Here is a 15,557-nt window from a genome sequence, read left to right on the forward strand (position 1 = left end):
GCGCCTAGTCTTCGGAGCCACCGCGAAGCAGCGCCGTGGCTGCCGCACCGATTACTTGGCGGTGGGGCGAAACGAGCGCCACGGTGGCGAGCTTGAGGTTGCGCCCCAGCGGGTTAAGGATGAGGGCTTGCGTACCGATGACAGCGTCATCGACTAAAGCTGGACCGCCCGAGTCACCTTTGACTGCCGGAATCGTGTTGAAGACTAAACCGGCGGGGGAGACGGTGGTGAGGAAGTCAATGGACCAGGTGCGGAAGAAGGGAAGGAGAAAAAGCCCACTGCGTCGTTGTGCACGGCGAGCTTTTCCGCCATATCCCCAGGTGGTTACTGGAGCGCGGAATGGCGGGGTGCTTTCTGCCAGCCCAGGAAGGTCCCGGGGCGGGGCCGGCCGGTCGAGCAAACACAGCGCCATGTCGGTCCCATCAATCGTGCGCACGGCGGCGACGCGCCGGTTGAACCCGCCACTCACCCTGTAGTGATCCCCCTTATCAAGGCCGTCGCGGAAGAAGTGCGCGCAGGTCAGAACCAACCGGGTTGCCTGTTGGGAGCGGGGTCTTAAGGACGCATCGATGAGCACTCCCGAGCAATAGCTTGAGCGAGTCCGGAGCTTGACGGCAGCGGGATGGGAATTCACGCCTCCCAGCTTAACTGGACAAAGGCGGGCGGTAGGCTAACTGTCATGACTGATTATGCGTCCCGACTGAGCCGTTCCCGCGCTATCGCAGCTGCTAAGGGCATCGACATCCTGTTAGTGGGTACAGGTGCCGAATTCGCGTACCTCACCGGTTCGTGGGTCTCTTCCCACGAGCGCCTGACCTGCTTGGTTATCCGTCCTGATGCCGAACCGGTAATCGTCGCCCCCAGCACCGACATTGAGTCGCTTCAGGGCGTCGCAGCCCAGCTGGTGGGATGGAGCGATGGGCAGGATCCCTATGCGCTGGCCTTGGAAGGTGCGCGTCCTTCCACCGTTGCCTTGGGGTCCTCACTCACCGCCGATCACGTGCTGCGCTTTCAGTCCGCAATTGGCAACCTCGAAGCTAGTACTGCGAAGGAACAGCACCCCGCAAAGTATGTTCTGGCCACCGAGGCCCTCGCCGAGCTTTTTACCCGCAAGGATCCAGATGAGGTGGCTGAGCTACGCGCTGCAGCGGCGGCTATCGACGCTGTCCACGCCGAGGTGCCGCGCCTCCTGCAGCCGGGGCGCACTGAGGCCGAAGTAGCGGCGGATTTGCGCGAGCTTATCTTGCGCGAGCACCGCGAAGTGGATTTCATCATCGTGGGCTCCGGTCCGAATGGAGCCAATCCACACTATGACTTTGGGGACCGAGTACTCGCCGCCGGCGATCCCGTGGTGGTGGATATTGGCGGCACGCTGCCCTCGGGCTATCACTCCGACTGCACCCGCACCTACGTCGTTGGCGCCGATCCTGCTGCCGCGCCGGCAGAGTTTCGCGAGGCTTACGCGGTCCTAGAGAAGGCCCAGGCTGCCGGCCGAGCTGCTGCGCGCCCGGGTGCGACCGCCCAGGAGATCGACCGAGCCACGCGCAGCGTGATCGAAGACGCCGGTTGGGGTGAGTTCTTCACGCACCGCACCGGACACGGCATTGGCTTGTCGACGCACGAGGAGCCCTTCATCATGGAAGGAAACGGGCTGGAACTTTCCGAGTCCATGGCCTTCTCGATCGAGCCGGGTATCTACGTACCGGGCAAGTGGGGAATGCGCCTTGAGGACATCGTGGTAATCACCGAGTCCGGCTACGAGTCCCTGAACCAGGCACCGCGGGGGTTGCGCTAATGGGAGAAACTGGCGCGCTACTGATTCTTGGCGGGCGCAGCGACATCGGTGGGGAGCTTGCACGTCGGCTGTGTGAGGGTCGCCCGGTAGTTCTCGCCGCGCGGGGCGAACACGGTATGGACAGGCTGCACTCCGAACTCCTCAGCAGCGGGGCGTCGTCCGTTCACACGCTGTCCTTCGACGCTGCGGAAGTTTCCTCCCACCGCGCGGTCATCGAACAAGCCGCAGCACTCGCAGGGGCAGAGATCACCACGGCCGTCGTCGCCTTCGGAATTCTGGGCGATCAGGAGCGCGCGGAGCACGACGAAGCCCACGCCTTCGACATAGCGCTGGTGGACTATGCAGCGCAGGTATCCATGCTCACCGTGCTTGCCGACGTCATGACGAGAGGGCACATCGTGGCCTTTTCCTCCATCGCTGGGTGGCGGGCCCGCCGGGCTAACTATGTCTATGGCTCGACCAAGGCGGGCCTGGATGCCTTCTGCCAAGGCTTGGCAGATCGTTTGCACGGCAGCGGCCTAGCGCTGATCACCGCGCGCCCCGGCTTCGTCATTGGATCCATGACTCAGGGGATGAAACCCGCGCCCTTGTCGGTGACCCCAGACGTCGTGGCACAAGCTGTGGTGAAAGCCATCGCAGCCTCGTCGGGTTCGAAGCCAGCGTCCCGCACCCTCTGGATCCCCCGGAGTCTTCAGGTGTTGGCTTGGATCATGAAACTGGTCCCGCGGCCAATCTGGCGGCACATGCCGCGCTAGTGATGCCCGAGGGCAGGAGAATTCGCATCGAAGATGAATCCGCGCGGTGCAAGGACGCGCAACACAACGTCAGCATCTCCCTCGGCTAGATCGTGGATGACCAATCCGCGCCAGGGGGTTACCGAGATGGACGCGCCCAGCTGGGCGATAAGCCCAGCGTATTCTCCGGGCAGCACGCCATGCTGCAGGCCCGCGCCCAGATCGACGCGGCCGGGCTTCGTGTGCTCAGTCAGCCAGCCGATGGGCAGCGCAGGCGAAGTGGGAGCTGACCCTGCCGCATCCGAGACACGTTCCAGGTCCTGCAGGTGATCTGCAGAGACCTTTTCCGCAAAGTCCACGAGTTGGGAAATGGCATCCGCAAGCCCCAGCAGCGGCCCGGTGGGCTCACCGTCGCGGATCAGGCGCGCGGTGGCGGTATCTTCATCGTCTTCCGCCTCCTCACCAGAGAGCTGAAGGCCAGCCGCCACCCCGTGTGTGAGGAGATCACCAGCACCGCTGTCCACACCAAATAGCGCGGCACGGGCTATCGCAGGGGCATCCTGATCGACGTCGGCTAAGGCTTCCGCGATCCGCTGCGCTACCTGACGGGCGCGCAGCGAGAGGGGAGAGGCCAGCACGTGGGCGGCGGTCGTGGGCAGGGGGACGTCGCCAAGCACCTGCGCATTGTCGACGCCTCGCAGGCTGATGACGCTGTGCTGCTCTAGGTACACATTGCCATCGCCATGTTCCCTGGCGGCCTGGCCCAGAGCGAGCCACTGCTCGGGAGTAACAACGCCGCCGGCGGGATGGAAGCGCAAGGTATCGGATTCGGGATGCTTCGACTCAGGGAGGGACATGGTGGGACAGTCTAATCGCTCTGGGAGGGTCTACTGCGAAGCGCCAGGCCCAGCAAGTATGGTGGGCTGCATGCCGTTTCTTCTGTTCATCGCGTACATCCTCCTCGAAACCCTGGCGTTTTGGGCAGTTGCCGAGTGGATTGGTGTGCTGTGGGCACTATTAGCCTTGGCGCTGACCATGCTCTTCGGTATGACGATAGCCAGCTGGGAAGTCCGCCGCATGATGGTCAGCCGCATCCGCCAGACCGAAGACGGAGTCTATGTAATGGAGGATCCCACCCCGGGCAAGACGGCAGGCAACGTTGGCCTGACCATGGTGGGCGGAATCCTGCTGTCACTGCCCGGATTTGTCTCCACGGTCTTCGGAGCGCTGCTTATCTTTGCGCCCACGCGGTCCATCATCCGCACGCTACTTGCGGCATCGATGTTCCGGAAGATCGAAAACATGGGCGTGCGCGTGTACGAAGCCTCACCCATGGCGCAGCACCGCGATTCCTATGGTTCCTTCGGCACCTTTGACGCAGGCGCCAGCGGTGATGGAATGGGGGGCATGGATCAAACTGGCCAGTCGCATGAGGTCTTGGATGAAGATGAAATCCGCACGTGGACCCAACACGTCAAGCCCGAAGACTTTGAGGACGGAAAGAAGTAGTGCTGGTACTTGTGGCCCGGCTCGCTCTCGCTGCTGCGTCAGGCGCGGTGACCTACCTTGCCGTTGAGCCACGCGGCTGGTGGGCCGCCGGCATAATCGGCATGGCGATGCTCGTGGCAGCGCTCTCACCGTGGAGAAAACCCCTCGGTCTGGGGTGGGCGGCCCTCGTCGCTTGTGTACATAGCGCGGTGTTGTACTTGTTCACGCTGCCATGGATTGGTGAGTTAGTGGGCAACATGCCCTATATTGCGCTCGCTTTATTCCTGTCTCTGTACAGCATCCTCCTTGGTATCGGCGGAGCGGCTCTGCTGCGCTTAAACTACGGTTTCGCCCTCTTCCCGTTCTTCTACGTGGCGGTAGAAATGCTGCGCTCCTCAGTGCCCTTTGGCGGTTTTGCGTGGGTGCGCCTCGCCTGGGGGCAAATAGAGGGCCCACTCGCCAACCTTGCCTCGTGGGGCGGGCCGGCACTCATTACCTGCGCGGTGGTCTGCGTAGGCGCAGGATTGGTGGGGCTTGCCCGCTCACCGCGCCTGGCATGTGCGTTTTTGGCGGTGCCACTGCTAGCTGGCTTGCTAGCGGCACAGAGCGTGGACCGCCCGGGCCGCACAACAGGCACGGTGACGGTCGCCGCGGTGCAAGGAAACGTGCCACGGCTGGGCCTTGACTTTGCCGCCCAACGCCGCGCGGTGCTGGATAACCACGTCCGCGTGACCGAGCAGGCCGCGCAGGATGGGTCCAGACCGGATATCGTCATTTGGCCGGAGAACTCCTCCGATATCAATCCTTTTGCCAATGAGGACGCTCGGGAGCTTATCGACGGCGCCGCCCGCGACATCGATGCCCCAATCCTCGTCGGAACGCTGACCCAGGATGAGGTTGGCGCACGGAACACCATGCAGGTGTTTAATCCGGATGGCTCGGCAGGGGAGTACCACCACAAGAAGTACCTGCAGCCTTTTGGTGAGACGATGCCGATGCGTGATTTCTTTAGGAAGATCACCGATCTGGTGGACCTGGCGGGCGACATGAAGCCCGGCGACGGTCCGGGCGTGGTCACCATGGCTGGGACCGCAGTGGGCGTTGCCACGTGTTATGAGGTCAGCTTTGACCAGGCGTTCCGAACCGCCATCAACAACGGGGCGCAGATCCTCACGACACCGACGAACAATGCCACCTTTAGTGACTCCGACATGACCTACCAGCAGTTGGCCATGAGCCGCTTGCGCGCGATCGAAGCGGATCGGGCCGTCGTTGTGGCGGCTACGTCCGGAGTCTCGGCGATCGTCTACCCGGATGGCTCAGTGAGCCAAGCCAGCGGTATCTTTGAACCGGCATATCTCGAAGAAGAGCTTCCGCTGCGAGAAGGGCGCACATTTGCGGTGCGTTATGGTTCGCTCCTGCAATGGCTCATGGCTATTATTGGAACGGTCTGTGCGCTGTATGCGATCTATTCCACCCGCTTGTCCGGACGACGCAGCGCGCCTGAAAAAGAAATCTAAAGGAGCAAGGAACTAGTGAGCTCGACCCGCGAATCTACCCTGGTCATCATCCCTACTTACAACGAGATTGAGAACCTACCGCTCATTACCGGGCGTGTGCGCAAGGCAACGCCGGAGGTTCACATCCTGATTGTGGACGATAACTCCCCGGACGGCACCGGTGACGCGGCGGATAAGCTGGCCGCTGAGGACTCCCACCTGCACGTTCTCCACCGTGAGGGCAAGGGCGGACTTCTCGGCGCGTACATCGCCGGTTTCAAGTGGGGCCTAGAGAAGGACTACCAGGTGCTGTGCGAGATGGATGCAGACGGCTCCCACGCACCGGAGCAGCTGCACCTGCTGCTCGAGGAAATTGACAAGGGTGCTGACTTGGTCATCGGCTCTCGCTATGTTCCGGGCGGTGAGACCGTCAATTGGCCGGCCAACCGCGAGCTGCTCTCCCGCCTGGGCAACAAGTACATCTCGGTCGCCTTGGGCACCGGCATCAACGACATGACCGCCGGTTACCGTGCCTTCCGTCGCGAGCTACTCGAGCACCTAGACTTCGATGAGCTCTCTAACGCCGGCTACATTTTCCAGGTTGACGTTGCCTTCCGCGCCATCAAGGATGGCTTCGATGTCCGCGAGGTACCGATTACCTTTACCGAGCGCGAGCTGGGTGAGTCGAAGCTTGACGGCTCCTTTGTCAAGGATTCCCTGCTGGAGGTCACCAAGTGGGGCGTTGCGCACCGCTCCGAGCAGGTCAGCGACTTTACCTCTGAGGTATCCAAGATCACCTCACGCACGGTAAAGGACATGGAGCTTGGCCCCAAGTTCAGCAACGCTAAGACTGCTGTTTCCGACTTTGTCTCCGAGGTATCCAACTTGGTGAAGGGCACACTCAACCGCTAAAACTGCTTTCCTCACCACGAGCCCGAAGGCCTGTCATGGCTTTCGGGCTTTTGTGGTAATAACCACCATCGGTGCTAATGTCGTAAGTGGCACTTTATCCGGTGCACAGTGACTTGTTTCACTTCATTCTCACACTACGGATCGTTCGGCACGTACCTGCCGATGGAGGAGAGTTTGCTATGGCAACCGTAACGTTCAAAGATGCATCCCTAACCTATCCAGGAGCTACAGAACCCACCGTCAAGAAGTTCAACCTGGAAATCGCTGACGGCGAGTTCCTCGTCTTGGTCGGCCCATCCGGCTGTGGTAAATCCACCACGCTGCGCATGCTGGCCGGCTTGGAAAACGTCACGGACGGTGCCATCTTCATCGGCGACAAGGACGTCACCCACGTCGCACCGCGTGACCGAGACATCGCTATGGTCTTCCAGAACTATGCTCTCTACCCGCACATGACCGTGCGCGAGAACATGGGTTTTGCGCTAAAGATCGCAGGCAAATCCCAGGACGAGATCAACAAGCGCGTCGATGAAGCCGCCGCTACCTTGGGCCTGACCGAATTCTTGGAGCGCAAGCCGAAGGCCCTGTCCGGTGGTCAGCGCCAGCGCGTAGCCATGGGCCGCGCCATCGTTCGTAATCCCCAGGTCTTCCTCATGGATGAGCCACTGTCCAACCTCGACGCCAAGCTGCGTGTGCAGACGCGTACCCAGATCGCGGCTTTGCAGCGCAAGCTCGGGGTCACCACCGTCTACGTCACCCACGACCAAACCGAGGCACTGACCATGGGTGACCGCATCGCGGTACTCAAGGACGGCTACCTGCAGCAGGTCGGCGCACCCCGCGAGCTCTACGACCGCCCAGCCAACGTCTTCGTCGCCGGCTTCATCGGTTCCCCGGCCATGAACCTCGGTACCTTTACGGTCAAGGATGGTGACGCTACCTCGGGGCACGCCCGCATCAAGCTGTCCCCGGAAACCATCGCGGCCATGACCCCGGAAGACAATGATCGCATCACCATCGGTTTCCGCCCGGAGGCCCTAGAGATCATCCCGGAGGGCGAATCCACCGACCACTCCATTCCCATCAAGCTCGACTTCGTAGAGGAACTTGGCTCTGATTCCTTCCTCTACGGCAAGCTGGTGGGCGAAGGTGACCTCGGCTCCTCGAGCGAGGATGTCCCCGAATCCGGTCAGATCGTCGTTCGTTCCGCACCGAACACCGCACCCGCCCCGGGCAGCGTTTTCTATGCACGCATCGTCGAAGGCGGCCAGCACAACTTCTCAGCCTCGACTGGAAAGCGCCTGCCGTAGCCCGTGCCCGGCTACTGCGAGCCAAGCAGCACGGATAGGCATAGAGCCAGGATTAATTCAGCTACGAAGGTGGAGTGACTCGACGTGAAAGAGTCTATGAGTATCACCTCCTCGACGTACGCGTCGGCACTTCTGACGCTGCCGTGGGATACGCCCCTGGAACAGTGGCCCGCTGAACTCATCGCGGCCCTTCCTAGGGGTATTTCCCGGCACATCGTGCGTTTCGTGGGGATTAACCGCGGCATCGTCGCGGTCAAGGAAATCGGCGCGCGTACCGCCCACCACGAATACAAAATGCTGCGCGAACTGCAGCGTCTTGGCGCACCCAGTGTGCGCCCTGTTGCCGTGATTACCGGCCGACACCCAGCCAAAGAGAGCTACGGGGAGCTCACCGCGGCGCTGGTCACTGAGCACCTGGAGTTTTCCCTACCGTACCGCGAGATCTTCTCGCGACACCTCACGGTAGTCGAGGCGGAAAAGCTAATCCGGGCCCTGTCAGTGCTACTCGTGCGCATGCATCTGCTGAACTTCTATTGGGGCGATGTATCGCTGTCGAACACCCTCTTCCGGCGGGACGCCGAGACCTATTCGGCCTATCTTGTCGACGCCGAAACGGGGGAGTTCCAGCCCAATCTCTCCGAATCACGCAGGCTTTACGACGTCGACATCGCCCGCGTCAACATCATCGGTGAACTCATGGACCTGCAAGCAGGAGAATGCTTGGATTCCTCCATCGATGTCATCGCCCTAGGCAGCCTGGTTGAGAGCTCTTACCTCGAGCTGTGGACGGAACTAACCGCCGAAGAATCCGTGGACGCCAGCGAGTATTGGCGCGTCTCCGAGCGGATTGACCGCCTCAATCAGCTGGGTTTCGATGTAGGCGAGCTCAAGGTCACGAAGGACGATTCGAAACACGTGGTGCGGATTCGCCCAGTGGTGGTCGATCCCGGCCACTACCGCGCGCAGTTATTGAGTTTGACGGGATTAAGCGTCGAGGAACACCAAGCCCAGCGCCTCTTGGGTTCCATCCAGGCCTACCAAGCCGTCGAATGTGGGCCTCACGTGGGGCTTACCCAGGCCGCGCACCTGTGGATGACGCAAGAGTACGAGCCGACCATCGCCGCTGTCCCCGTAGAGATGTTGCAGAAGCTCGAACCCGCGCAGATTTTTCACGAAATCGTGGACCACCGTTGGTTCCTTGCCCAAGAGAGGGGAGAGGACGTGTCCCTTCCGGAGGCGACGGCATCCTACCTTGAGTCCGTGCTGCCCGCCCGCCGAGACGAGGCGCGGCTTCTCCACGCACAGCCCACAAACGGAGACTTGTCATAACCGCTTGCGTGCCCCAGTGGCCTCCAAAACCACAGATCGAAAACGCGGCTCTCAGCTGATTATTATATTGATTTGTATGTTTTAAGCCCGATTGCCCCTTAAATGGGGAAAGATTTCGTGCCTGAATATGGATATAGTCACAATCGGGCGTTCTAGGTCCGTTTTCTTTTGATTATGTGGAATACCTCACTAAGGTAGGAGACAGGCTAACCAGTTCATAGTTGGATTGTGATCCGCTATGAAGCACTTGGTGGCGCTGGGAAGAATCCTTCGTCACGGAAGGAATCCCAGACACAACCGAATACGGGCCGGGTATCCATCTCGGCTCATCATCCCGCTTTTCATCAAGAAAGATGAGGACCTCATGAAGCGTCTTACTCGCATCGCATCCATCAGCATGGCTTCCATGCTCGCCGCCGCAAGTCTCGTCGCGTGCTCCGGCTCTACCGACGAGGAAGGCGATGTTTACTTCCTGAACTTCAAGCCCGAACAGGACGCCGCATACCAGGAGATCGCAAAGGCCTACACTGAAGAGACCGGCGTCAAGGTCAAGGTCGTCACTGCCGCCTCCGGCTCCTATGAGCAGACCCTCAAGGCAGAGATTGGCAAGGACGAAGCCCCGACTCTCTTCCAGGTCAACGGCCCCGCTGGCTTCATCACCTGGCAGGATTACATGGCAGATATGTCGGATACCGAGGTAGCCAAGCAGCTTACCGACGACATTCCGCCGCTGACCACCGAAGATGGCGAGGTACGTGGCGTTCCGTTCGCCGTCGAGGGCTTCGGCATCATCTACAACGACGAGATCTTCGACAAGTACATCGCCACCTCCGGCGCGAAGATCAAGTCCACCGACGAAATCAAGAGCTACCAGAAGCTCAAGGAAGTCGCCGAGGACATGCAGGCCAAGAAGGATGAGCTTGGCATCGAGGGCGCCTTCGCCTCCACCTCGCTGACTTCCGGCGAAGACTGGCGTTGGCAGACTCACCTGGCTAATGCTCCTATCTGGCAGGAGTACCAGGACAAGAATGTCGAGGACACCAACGAAATCGACTTCTCCTACAACAAGGAATTCAAGAACCTCTTCGACCTCTACCTGGATAGTTCCACCGTGGCGAAGACCCTGGCCCCCTCCAAGACCGTGTCTGACTCCATGGCTGAGTTTGCGCAGGGCAAGGCCGCCATGGTCCAGAACGGTAACTGGGCATGGTCCCAGATCGCTGAGACCTCTGGAAACGTGGTCAAGGAAGACAAGATCAAGTTCCTGCCGATGTACATGGGCCTGCCGGACGAAGAAAACTACGGCATCAACGTCGGTACCGAGAACTACTTGGGTGTGAACTCTGAGGCCTCCGAGGTCGACCAGAAGGCCACCAAGGACTTCGTGGACTGGTTGTTTACCTCCGAGACTGGCAAGGAGCACGTGGTTAAGGACCTCGGCTTCATCGCACCGTTCGAAAGCTACACCGCCGAGGACACCCCGAATGATCCCCTCGCTGAGCAGGTCGCGGAAGCTATCGCTAACAAGGATCTGACCACCTACCCGTGGAACTTCCAGTACTTCCCGTCCCAGCAGTTCAAGGATGACTTCGGCCAGGCCCTGTCGCAGTACGCCTCCGGCACCCTGAAGTGGGAGGACGTCGTCAAGCAGTTCAAGGACAACTGGGCTGCCGAGAAGGAATCCAACTGGGGCTAGGCCTTAAGTTCCCACCCCCTCGCCACACGCCTTCCCGCTAGGGAGCGTGTGGCACCACTTGAAATTAAGGTTTCACCACCATGCAAGCAACGCTGAAGAAGTACTTCCCAGTCTTTGTCTTGCCCACCCTTCTGGCATTCATGATTGCCTTCTTGGTGCCGTTCATCGTGGGATTCTTCCTCTCTTTTACGAAGTTCACCACCATCACCAACGCCAAGTGGGTTGGCATCGACAACTACGCCAAAGCTTTCTCCCAACGCGAAGGTTTTATCTCGGCCTTCGGTTTCACCGTCCTCGTGGTCATCGTTTCTGTGATCACCGTCAACGTCTTCGCCTTCCTCTTGGCGTGGATGCTGACCCGCAAACTCCGCGGAACCAACTTTTTCCGCACGGTCTTCTTTATGCCGAACCTCATCGGCGGTATCGTGCTGGGTTATACCTGGCAAACCATGATCAACGCCGTGCTTTCGCACTATGCCACGACCATCAGTGCGGACTGGAAGTTCGGTTACGCCGGCCTCATCATGCTGCTTAACTGGCAGCTCATCGGCTACATGATGATTATTTACATTGCCGGCTTACAGAATGTCCCACCGGAGCTCATCGAGGCAGCCGAGCTCGACGGCGTCAACAAGTGGGAGATGCTTCGCCATGTCACCATCCCGATGGTCATGCCGTCCATCACTATTTGCCTCTTCCTGACTTTGTCGAACTCGTTCAAGCTCTTCGACCAGAACCTTGCGCTCACCAACGGCGCGCCCGGCGGACAAACTGAGATGGTCGCGCTCAACATCGTTAACACGCTGTTCAACCGTATGAACGTCGAGGGCGTGGGTCAGGCCAAGGCCGTCATCTTCGTCGTCGTCGTGGTCGTCATCGCGTACTTCCAGCTGCGCGCGACCCGCTCCAAGGAAATCGAGGCATAAGTCATGACTACCAGCACTTCAGCGCAGGCCGTCCCGGCCTCGAAGAAGAAGGATCACCAGCTTCCCTCGGACAATAAGACCCGGATGTCTGGCGGCGCCAAGTTCGTGGTCTACGCCATCTTGGTGTTCTTCACCATCGTCTTCCTTGGGCCGATCCTCTTCATCTTCATTAACTCCTTTAAGTCCAAGTTCGCTATCTCCTCCGATCCTTTCTCTCTTCCCATCGGTGAAACCTGGGTCGGCTTCGAGAACTTCATGGTGGGCTTGACCAAGCAGGGCTTCTTGGAAGCCACCCTGTGGTCTTTCGTCATCACGATTCTGTCCGTCATCGTCATCGTGTTCTTCTCCGCGATGACCGCCTACTACATCACGCGCGTCAAGACGTGGTGGACAAACCTTCTGTACTACCTCTTCGTGGTGTCCATGATTATCCCGTTCCAGATGGTCATGTTCCCGACGGTCAAGATTGCAGACATGCTCCACCTCAACAACCCGATCGGCATCGTGGTGCTCTACCTCGGTTTCGGTTCTGGTCTGTCGGTGTTTATGTTTGCGGGCTTCGTCAAGTCGATCCCCTTGGATGTCGAGGAAGCCGCGATGATCGACGGCTGCGGTCCGCTACAAAACTACTTCCGCGTCGTCTGGCCCATGCTCAAGCCGACGGCCATTACCGTGGCCATTCTCAACGCCATGTGGGTTTGGAACGACTACCTACTGCCGTACTTGGTCATTGGTCTGTCGACTCGGTACAAGACCATCCCGGTGGTCATCCAGTCCTTCGTCGGCTCCAACGGTAACCGCGATATGGGTGCCATGATGGCCATGCTGGTCCTCGCCATCATCCCCATCGTCATCTTCTACTTCTCCACGCAGAAGCACATCATCGAAGGTGTGGCGGCCGGTGCCGTGAAGGGCTAATCAAGTGCGATAGGTTAAAGAACCATGAATCGCTTGCTCGGCCCCGAATCGAAGTTCTACGCCGCCCTGAGCCTTTTCGCTGACCTTGTCATCGTCAACGTTCTCCTCGTTATCACGTGCTTTCCCGTGGTGACTGGGGGAATGTCTCTGCGCACCGCCCACGCGGTGACCGGACAGATGGTCCGCGAAGAAGGTTCACGCCGCGGCGCGGCCTTCGTTCGGGGCCTTTTGACCCGCCCCGGAACAAATACCGCCTGGTGGCTTATCTGCCTGGCACTGGGCGCCTTAGCTGCCTATGAATTCGCCATCATCGCGAAGGCCGGTTTCGGGACAATGGGCGTCGTTCTGCGTGCCGCGCTGGTTTCTGGGCTCCTCGTGCTGGGCTGCATCAGCGTGTGGTTCTTCCACCTCGATGCCCCGGGGCTGAGCTTTAGTCAACGGTGCACGGCCGCCATGACGAAGGCGGTAGCGCACCTACCGCGTACTCTAGTGGCGGTATCCCCGGCGGCACTCTTGGTGCTGTTCCCGCTCTTTTTCCCGGCGCAGTGGGGAGGCTATGTGTTCTTCCTCGCGGTATTGGGACCTGCCCTGGCGGTCTACCTCGCCGAGCTGGTTCTCCAGTGGCCGGAACTTAATTCAGCGCCGCACGAAGGCGCCAGTGCTTAGCGCGACGTTCGCCTTTAGGGCCCAAAACGACAAATAGGGTAGTGGCTTCCACTTCTGTGGAGCTACTACCCCTTGACCGTGGGACCGGCGCGCGACAGGCTTTTTAGCCTTCGTTTTCTTCCTGTTCCTTCTGCTCCTTGAGCAGGCGGGCTGCCGCCCGACGACGCGAACGCAGGCTTTCGATGCGTTCAGTCAGCAGTTCATCCAGCTCCTCAATGGAGCGGCGCTCGCGCAGCATATCCCAGTGGGTCCGCGGCGGCTTCACCGGCTTGGACTCAACGCCCTCGCCCTCAACAAGGGTGCCGAGCTTACCGTTCTTGCACATCCACTCCTCGGGGATTTCCGCGTCATCGGCGAAGGGCACCTCGTAGATGTCGCCGTCCTCGGTGCGGTATTTCACCATCTGGCGCGGGGCCAAGTCGTGGTCGCGGTCGGTTTCGTAGCTCACTGCGCCCATGCGGCTGCCACGGAGTACGCGATCTGCCATGCAACATCATCCTTTTCAAGCGTTGAGGGAAGGGATCAGGGTCGACCTATATCACCCAAAGTTCTATCATTATAACGAATGGCCCACGGCCTTTGTTCCCACCCTCGGGTTAATGGGCTAAGGTGAGTGAGGTGATTGGTACACAGGATCCGCAGCCCGGCAAGCCCTCGAGGCACCGGACGGCAACCTGCCAGTGGTGCGGCAAAGAGATCGCACAAGGCGGGCGGGGAAGGCCACGCAAGTTCTGTTCGCCCTCGTGCAAGCAACGAGCATACGAGCAGCGCCACAACGTGGTCGGGACATCCATTCCCGTGGACGCTGTCATCCTAACTCCAGACAAGGCGGACCGTCTCCGCGACGGTCTCTTTGAGCTCCGGTGCTGTGCCGAGGACGTGGCCACGGCGGCGTCGGAAAGCGCCAGTGCTGAAGAGATGGAACAGCTGTGTGCCGAACTGGTCGCACTAGCTCGTAAGCTTGAGGAATTGAGATAGTACATGAAATCCGTATTAGGTAACCGCAAACTGGTTGTCAGTATCTTCGTGGTTCTGATTCTGGCCTCGTCGGCACTGGCCCTGGGACCGTTGGCGTTTTCGGTGATCATGGGCCGCGGTGTGAAGACCGAGCCGATCAACGCGGATAAGGTCCATGCCGCAACGACAGATGTTGATGGCGAATGGCACGTGGTGCAAGGTTCGGCCTATAACTACACCTCAGCCGGGTTTACCATCGACGAAATCCTGCCGGCGGATAAGCGCACGACGTCTGGCTCCACCAAGCATGTCACCGGCCAGGCAACCATCAAGGACGGGGTCGTTGAGGAAGCCAGCATCACCGTGGACATGGCGAGCCTGACCACGGACAAGAAGGTGCGCGATCAGAACATGAAGTCGAAGCTTTTTGAGGTGACGAAGTACCCAGAGTCGACCTTCACGTTGACCGAGCCAGCAGATGTCTCCGCCGTGCCTGACGACGGCTCACTGGTCACCGTCCCACTGACTGGTGACCTGACCATCCACGGCGAGACCAAGAACGTGACGCAGGACTTCCAGGTGGTCCGCAATGGTGACACCATTATCTTGGGCGGCGATATTCCGATAAATCGCCTCGATTTCGGCGTCGAAGCCCCGGAAATGATCGCGGCAAAGATCTCCGAGGTCGGCGACGTTAACGTTCGCGTTACCCTCGAGAAGTAGCGCGCACGGTTAGTCATGAATTATCGGCATCTTATTCCTGTCCTGTGGGTGCGTCTCGTAGTGCTCGCAGGATTCGGCATTTTCATCTGGTTTCAGGGGACGAAACTTCTGGCAGCGTTTTCTGTAGTGCTTGTAGCTCTCACCGTCGTGCAGCTGGTGATGGCTTACCAACGGCGCTAAAACAGCTTTCCGATGAGCTCCCTAAATGCAGCACAATTACGTAACAGTGACTATATAGTGCCTTAAAAGGGGTTGCTCCAAAGGCGGCTGGGGAGATGCAGATCAGTCCAGATCTAAAGGTCCCATCACAAATATCCCACCCGCACGCATAGCGACCCTCAGGCAACACATGGCACACAGGAAAGCGCCCAGAAGGCAGCGAACCAAGAAGTCCCAAATAAGCTGAAGGCTCGAACTTTCGGAACGGCGATGCGGACGGGACAGGCAACTCGGAGCAAAGCATCAAGGGCCCATCGAGTACGCGCAACACACGCATGACTCCGCCGGCGCCCATGGCTCAGCACGGGTCGCACCGTCAAGGCCTGAGCGTAGATCCATGCGAGCCCAGAGATGGGGGGCCTGACCCCCGGAAAGTAGACACGTC

General features: G+C 59.7%; 16 protein-coding genes. 13 read left to right on the top strand and 3 right to left on the bottom strand.

Annotated features, from left to right (window positions below; all coding sequences use genetic code 11):
• Nucleotides 1-4 precede the first annotated feature (4 nt).
• Nucleotides 5-634, bottom strand: coding sequence for a serine protease (locus HMPREF3056_RS00695; RefSeq protein WP_246822450.1), 630 nt, complete (start codon nt 632-634; stop codon nt 5-7).
• 45 nt (nt 635-679) lie between these two features.
• On the opposite strand from HMPREF3056_RS00695, the gene HMPREF3056_RS00700 reads away from it, so the two are divergent.
• A complete protein-coding gene (locus HMPREF3056_RS00700; protein WP_070702592.1) occupies nt 680-1,795 on the top strand; it encodes a M24 family metallopeptidase in 1,116 nt (371 codons plus the stop codon).
• The gene (locus HMPREF3056_RS00705) at nt 1,795-2,550 is read left to right on the top strand and encodes an SDR family oxidoreductase (protein WP_070753917.1); all 756 of its coding nucleotides are present in this window, start codon (nt 1,795-1,797) and stop codon (nt 2,548-2,550) included. The genes HMPREF3056_RS00700 and HMPREF3056_RS00705 overlap by 1 nt, the downstream gene beginning before the upstream one ends.
• On the opposite strand, the gene HMPREF3056_RS00710 is transcribed toward HMPREF3056_RS00705, so the two are convergent.
• On the bottom strand, nt 2,547-3,386 hold the full coding sequence (locus tag HMPREF3056_RS00710) for a cobalamin biosynthesis protein (protein ID WP_070753918.1): 840 nt from the start codon (nt 3,384-3,386) through the stop codon (nt 2,547-2,549). The genes HMPREF3056_RS00705 and HMPREF3056_RS00710 overlap by 4 nt on opposite strands.
• A gap of 70 nt (nt 3,387-3,456) precedes the next feature.
• On the opposite strand from HMPREF3056_RS00710, the gene HMPREF3056_RS00715 reads away from it, so the two are divergent.
• The 9 genes from HMPREF3056_RS00715 (at nt 3,457) to musI (ending at nt 13,273) form a co-directional block, all read left to right on the top strand.
• Entirely contained in the window at nt 3,457-4,038 is a 582-nt protein-coding gene (locus HMPREF3056_RS00715) for an FxsA family protein (protein WP_070681315.1), read from the top strand.
• On the top strand, nt 4,038-5,537 hold the full coding sequence (gene lnt / locus HMPREF3056_RS00720) for an apolipoprotein N-acyltransferase (RefSeq protein WP_070547440.1): 1,500 nt from the start codon (nt 4,038-4,040) through the stop codon (nt 5,535-5,537). The genes HMPREF3056_RS00715 and lnt overlap by 1 nt, the downstream gene beginning before the upstream one ends.
• A 15-nt stretch (nt 5,538-5,552) precedes the next feature.
• A complete protein-coding gene (locus HMPREF3056_RS00725; RefSeq protein WP_049157726.1) occupies nt 5,553-6,428 on the top strand; it encodes a polyprenol monophosphomannose synthase in 876 nt (291 codons plus the stop codon).
• Nucleotides 6,429-6,607: 179 nt separating this feature from the next.
• Nucleotides 6,608-7,738: an ABC transporter ATP-binding protein gene (locus HMPREF3056_RS00730; RefSeq protein ID WP_049157728.1), complete on the top strand. Its 1,131-nt coding sequence runs from the start codon at nt 6,608-6,610 to the stop codon at nt 7,736-7,738.
• Nucleotides 7,739-7,822: 84 nt separating this feature from the next.
• The gene (locus HMPREF3056_RS00735; protein ID WP_049157730.1) at nt 7,823-9,067 is read left to right on the top strand and encodes a DUF4032 domain-containing protein; all 1,245 of its coding nucleotides are present in this window, start codon (nt 7,823-7,825) and stop codon (nt 9,065-9,067) included.
• A 364-nt stretch (nt 9,068-9,431) separates the two neighbouring features.
• Nucleotides 9,432-10,763 carry an ABC transporter substrate-binding protein gene (locus HMPREF3056_RS00740; protein WP_070753919.1) on the top strand — a complete coding sequence of 444 codons (1,332 nt, stop codon included), beginning with the start codon at nt 9,432-9,434 and terminating at the stop codon, nt 10,761-10,763.
• A gap of 80 nt (nt 10,764-10,843) precedes the next feature.
• On the top strand, nt 10,844-11,689 hold the full coding sequence (locus HMPREF3056_RS00745; RefSeq protein WP_046649167.1) for a carbohydrate ABC transporter permease: 846 nt from the start codon (nt 10,844-10,846) through the stop codon (nt 11,687-11,689).
• Between the two features lie 3 nt (nt 11,690-11,692).
• Entirely contained in the window at nt 11,693-12,607 is a 915-nt protein-coding gene (locus tag HMPREF3056_RS00750) for a carbohydrate ABC transporter permease (protein WP_049154663.1), read from the top strand.
• Between the two features lie 24 nt (nt 12,608-12,631).
• Nucleotides 12,632-13,273 (top strand): ABC transport system MusEFGK2I component MusI, encoded by a 642-nt coding sequence (musI, locus tag HMPREF3056_RS00755; protein WP_070753920.1) that lies wholly within the window; start codon nt 12,632-12,634, stop codon nt 13,271-13,273.
• Between the two features lie 103 nt (nt 13,274-13,376).
• On the opposite strand, the gene HMPREF3056_RS00760 is transcribed toward musI, so the two are convergent.
• Complete coding sequence (locus HMPREF3056_RS00760) at nt 13,377-13,760, bottom strand: RNA polymerase-binding protein RbpA (RefSeq protein WP_046649170.1); 384 nt, start codon at nt 13,758-13,760, stop codon at nt 13,377-13,379.
• A 131-nt stretch (nt 13,761-13,891) separates the two neighbouring features.
• Between HMPREF3056_RS00760 and HMPREF3056_RS13660 the strand changes: the two genes are divergently transcribed.
• Nucleotides 13,892-14,251, top strand: a complete 360-nt coding sequence (locus HMPREF3056_RS13660; RefSeq protein WP_046649171.1) for a hypothetical protein — start codon at nt 13,892-13,894, stop codon at nt 14,249-14,251.
• A 3-nt stretch (nt 14,252-14,254) separates the two neighbouring features.
• Entirely contained in the window at nt 14,255-14,953 is a 699-nt protein-coding gene (locus HMPREF3056_RS00770) for a YceI family protein (protein WP_070753921.1), read from the top strand.
• Nucleotides 14,954-15,557: the final 604 nt, after the last annotated feature.

It is taken from the genome of Corynebacterium sp. HMSC056F09, assembly GCF_001815785.1.
Lineage (GTDB): Bacteria > Actinomycetota > Actinomycetes > Mycobacteriales > Mycobacteriaceae > Corynebacterium > Corynebacterium hiratae.

Excerpts from the sequence above, each read along its gene's own strand:
- HMPREF3056_RS00700 (WP_070702592.1), top strand. The coding sequence starts at position 680 with ATGACTGATTATGCGTCCCGACTGAGCCGTTCCCGCGCTATCGCAGCT.
- HMPREF3056_RS00705 (WP_070753917.1), top strand. The coding sequence starts at position 1,795 with ATGGGAGAAACTGGCGCGCTACTGATTCTTGGCGGGCGCAGCGACATC.
- HMPREF3056_RS00710 (WP_070753918.1), bottom strand. The coding sequence starts at position 3,386 with ATGTCCCTCCCTGAGTCGAAGCATCCCGAATCCGATACCTTGCGCTTC.
- HMPREF3056_RS00715 (WP_070681315.1), top strand. The coding sequence starts at position 3,457 with ATGCCGTTTCTTCTGTTCATCGCGTACATCCTCCTCGAAACCCTGGCG.
- HMPREF3056_RS00730 (WP_049157728.1), top strand. The coding sequence starts at position 6,608 with ATGGCAACCGTAACGTTCAAAGATGCATCCCTAACCTATCCAGGAGCT.
- HMPREF3056_RS00740 (WP_070753919.1), top strand. The coding sequence starts at position 9,432 with ATGAAGCGTCTTACTCGCATCGCATCCATCAGCATGGCTTCCATGCTC.
- HMPREF3056_RS00745 (WP_046649167.1), top strand. The coding sequence starts at position 10,844 with ATGCAAGCAACGCTGAAGAAGTACTTCCCAGTCTTTGTCTTGCCCACC.
- HMPREF3056_RS00750 (WP_049154663.1), top strand. The coding sequence starts at position 11,693 with ATGACTACCAGCACTTCAGCGCAGGCCGTCCCGGCCTCGAAGAAGAAG.
- musI (WP_070753920.1), top strand. The coding sequence starts at position 12,632 with ATGAATCGCTTGCTCGGCCCCGAATCGAAGTTCTACGCCGCCCTGAGC.
- HMPREF3056_RS00760 (WP_046649170.1), bottom strand. The coding sequence starts at position 13,760 with ATGGCAGATCGCGTACTCCGTGGCAGCCGCATGGGCGCAGTGAGCTAC.
- HMPREF3056_RS00770 (WP_070753921.1), top strand. The coding sequence starts at position 14,255 with ATGAAATCCGTATTAGGTAACCGCAAACTGGTTGTCAGTATCTTCGTG.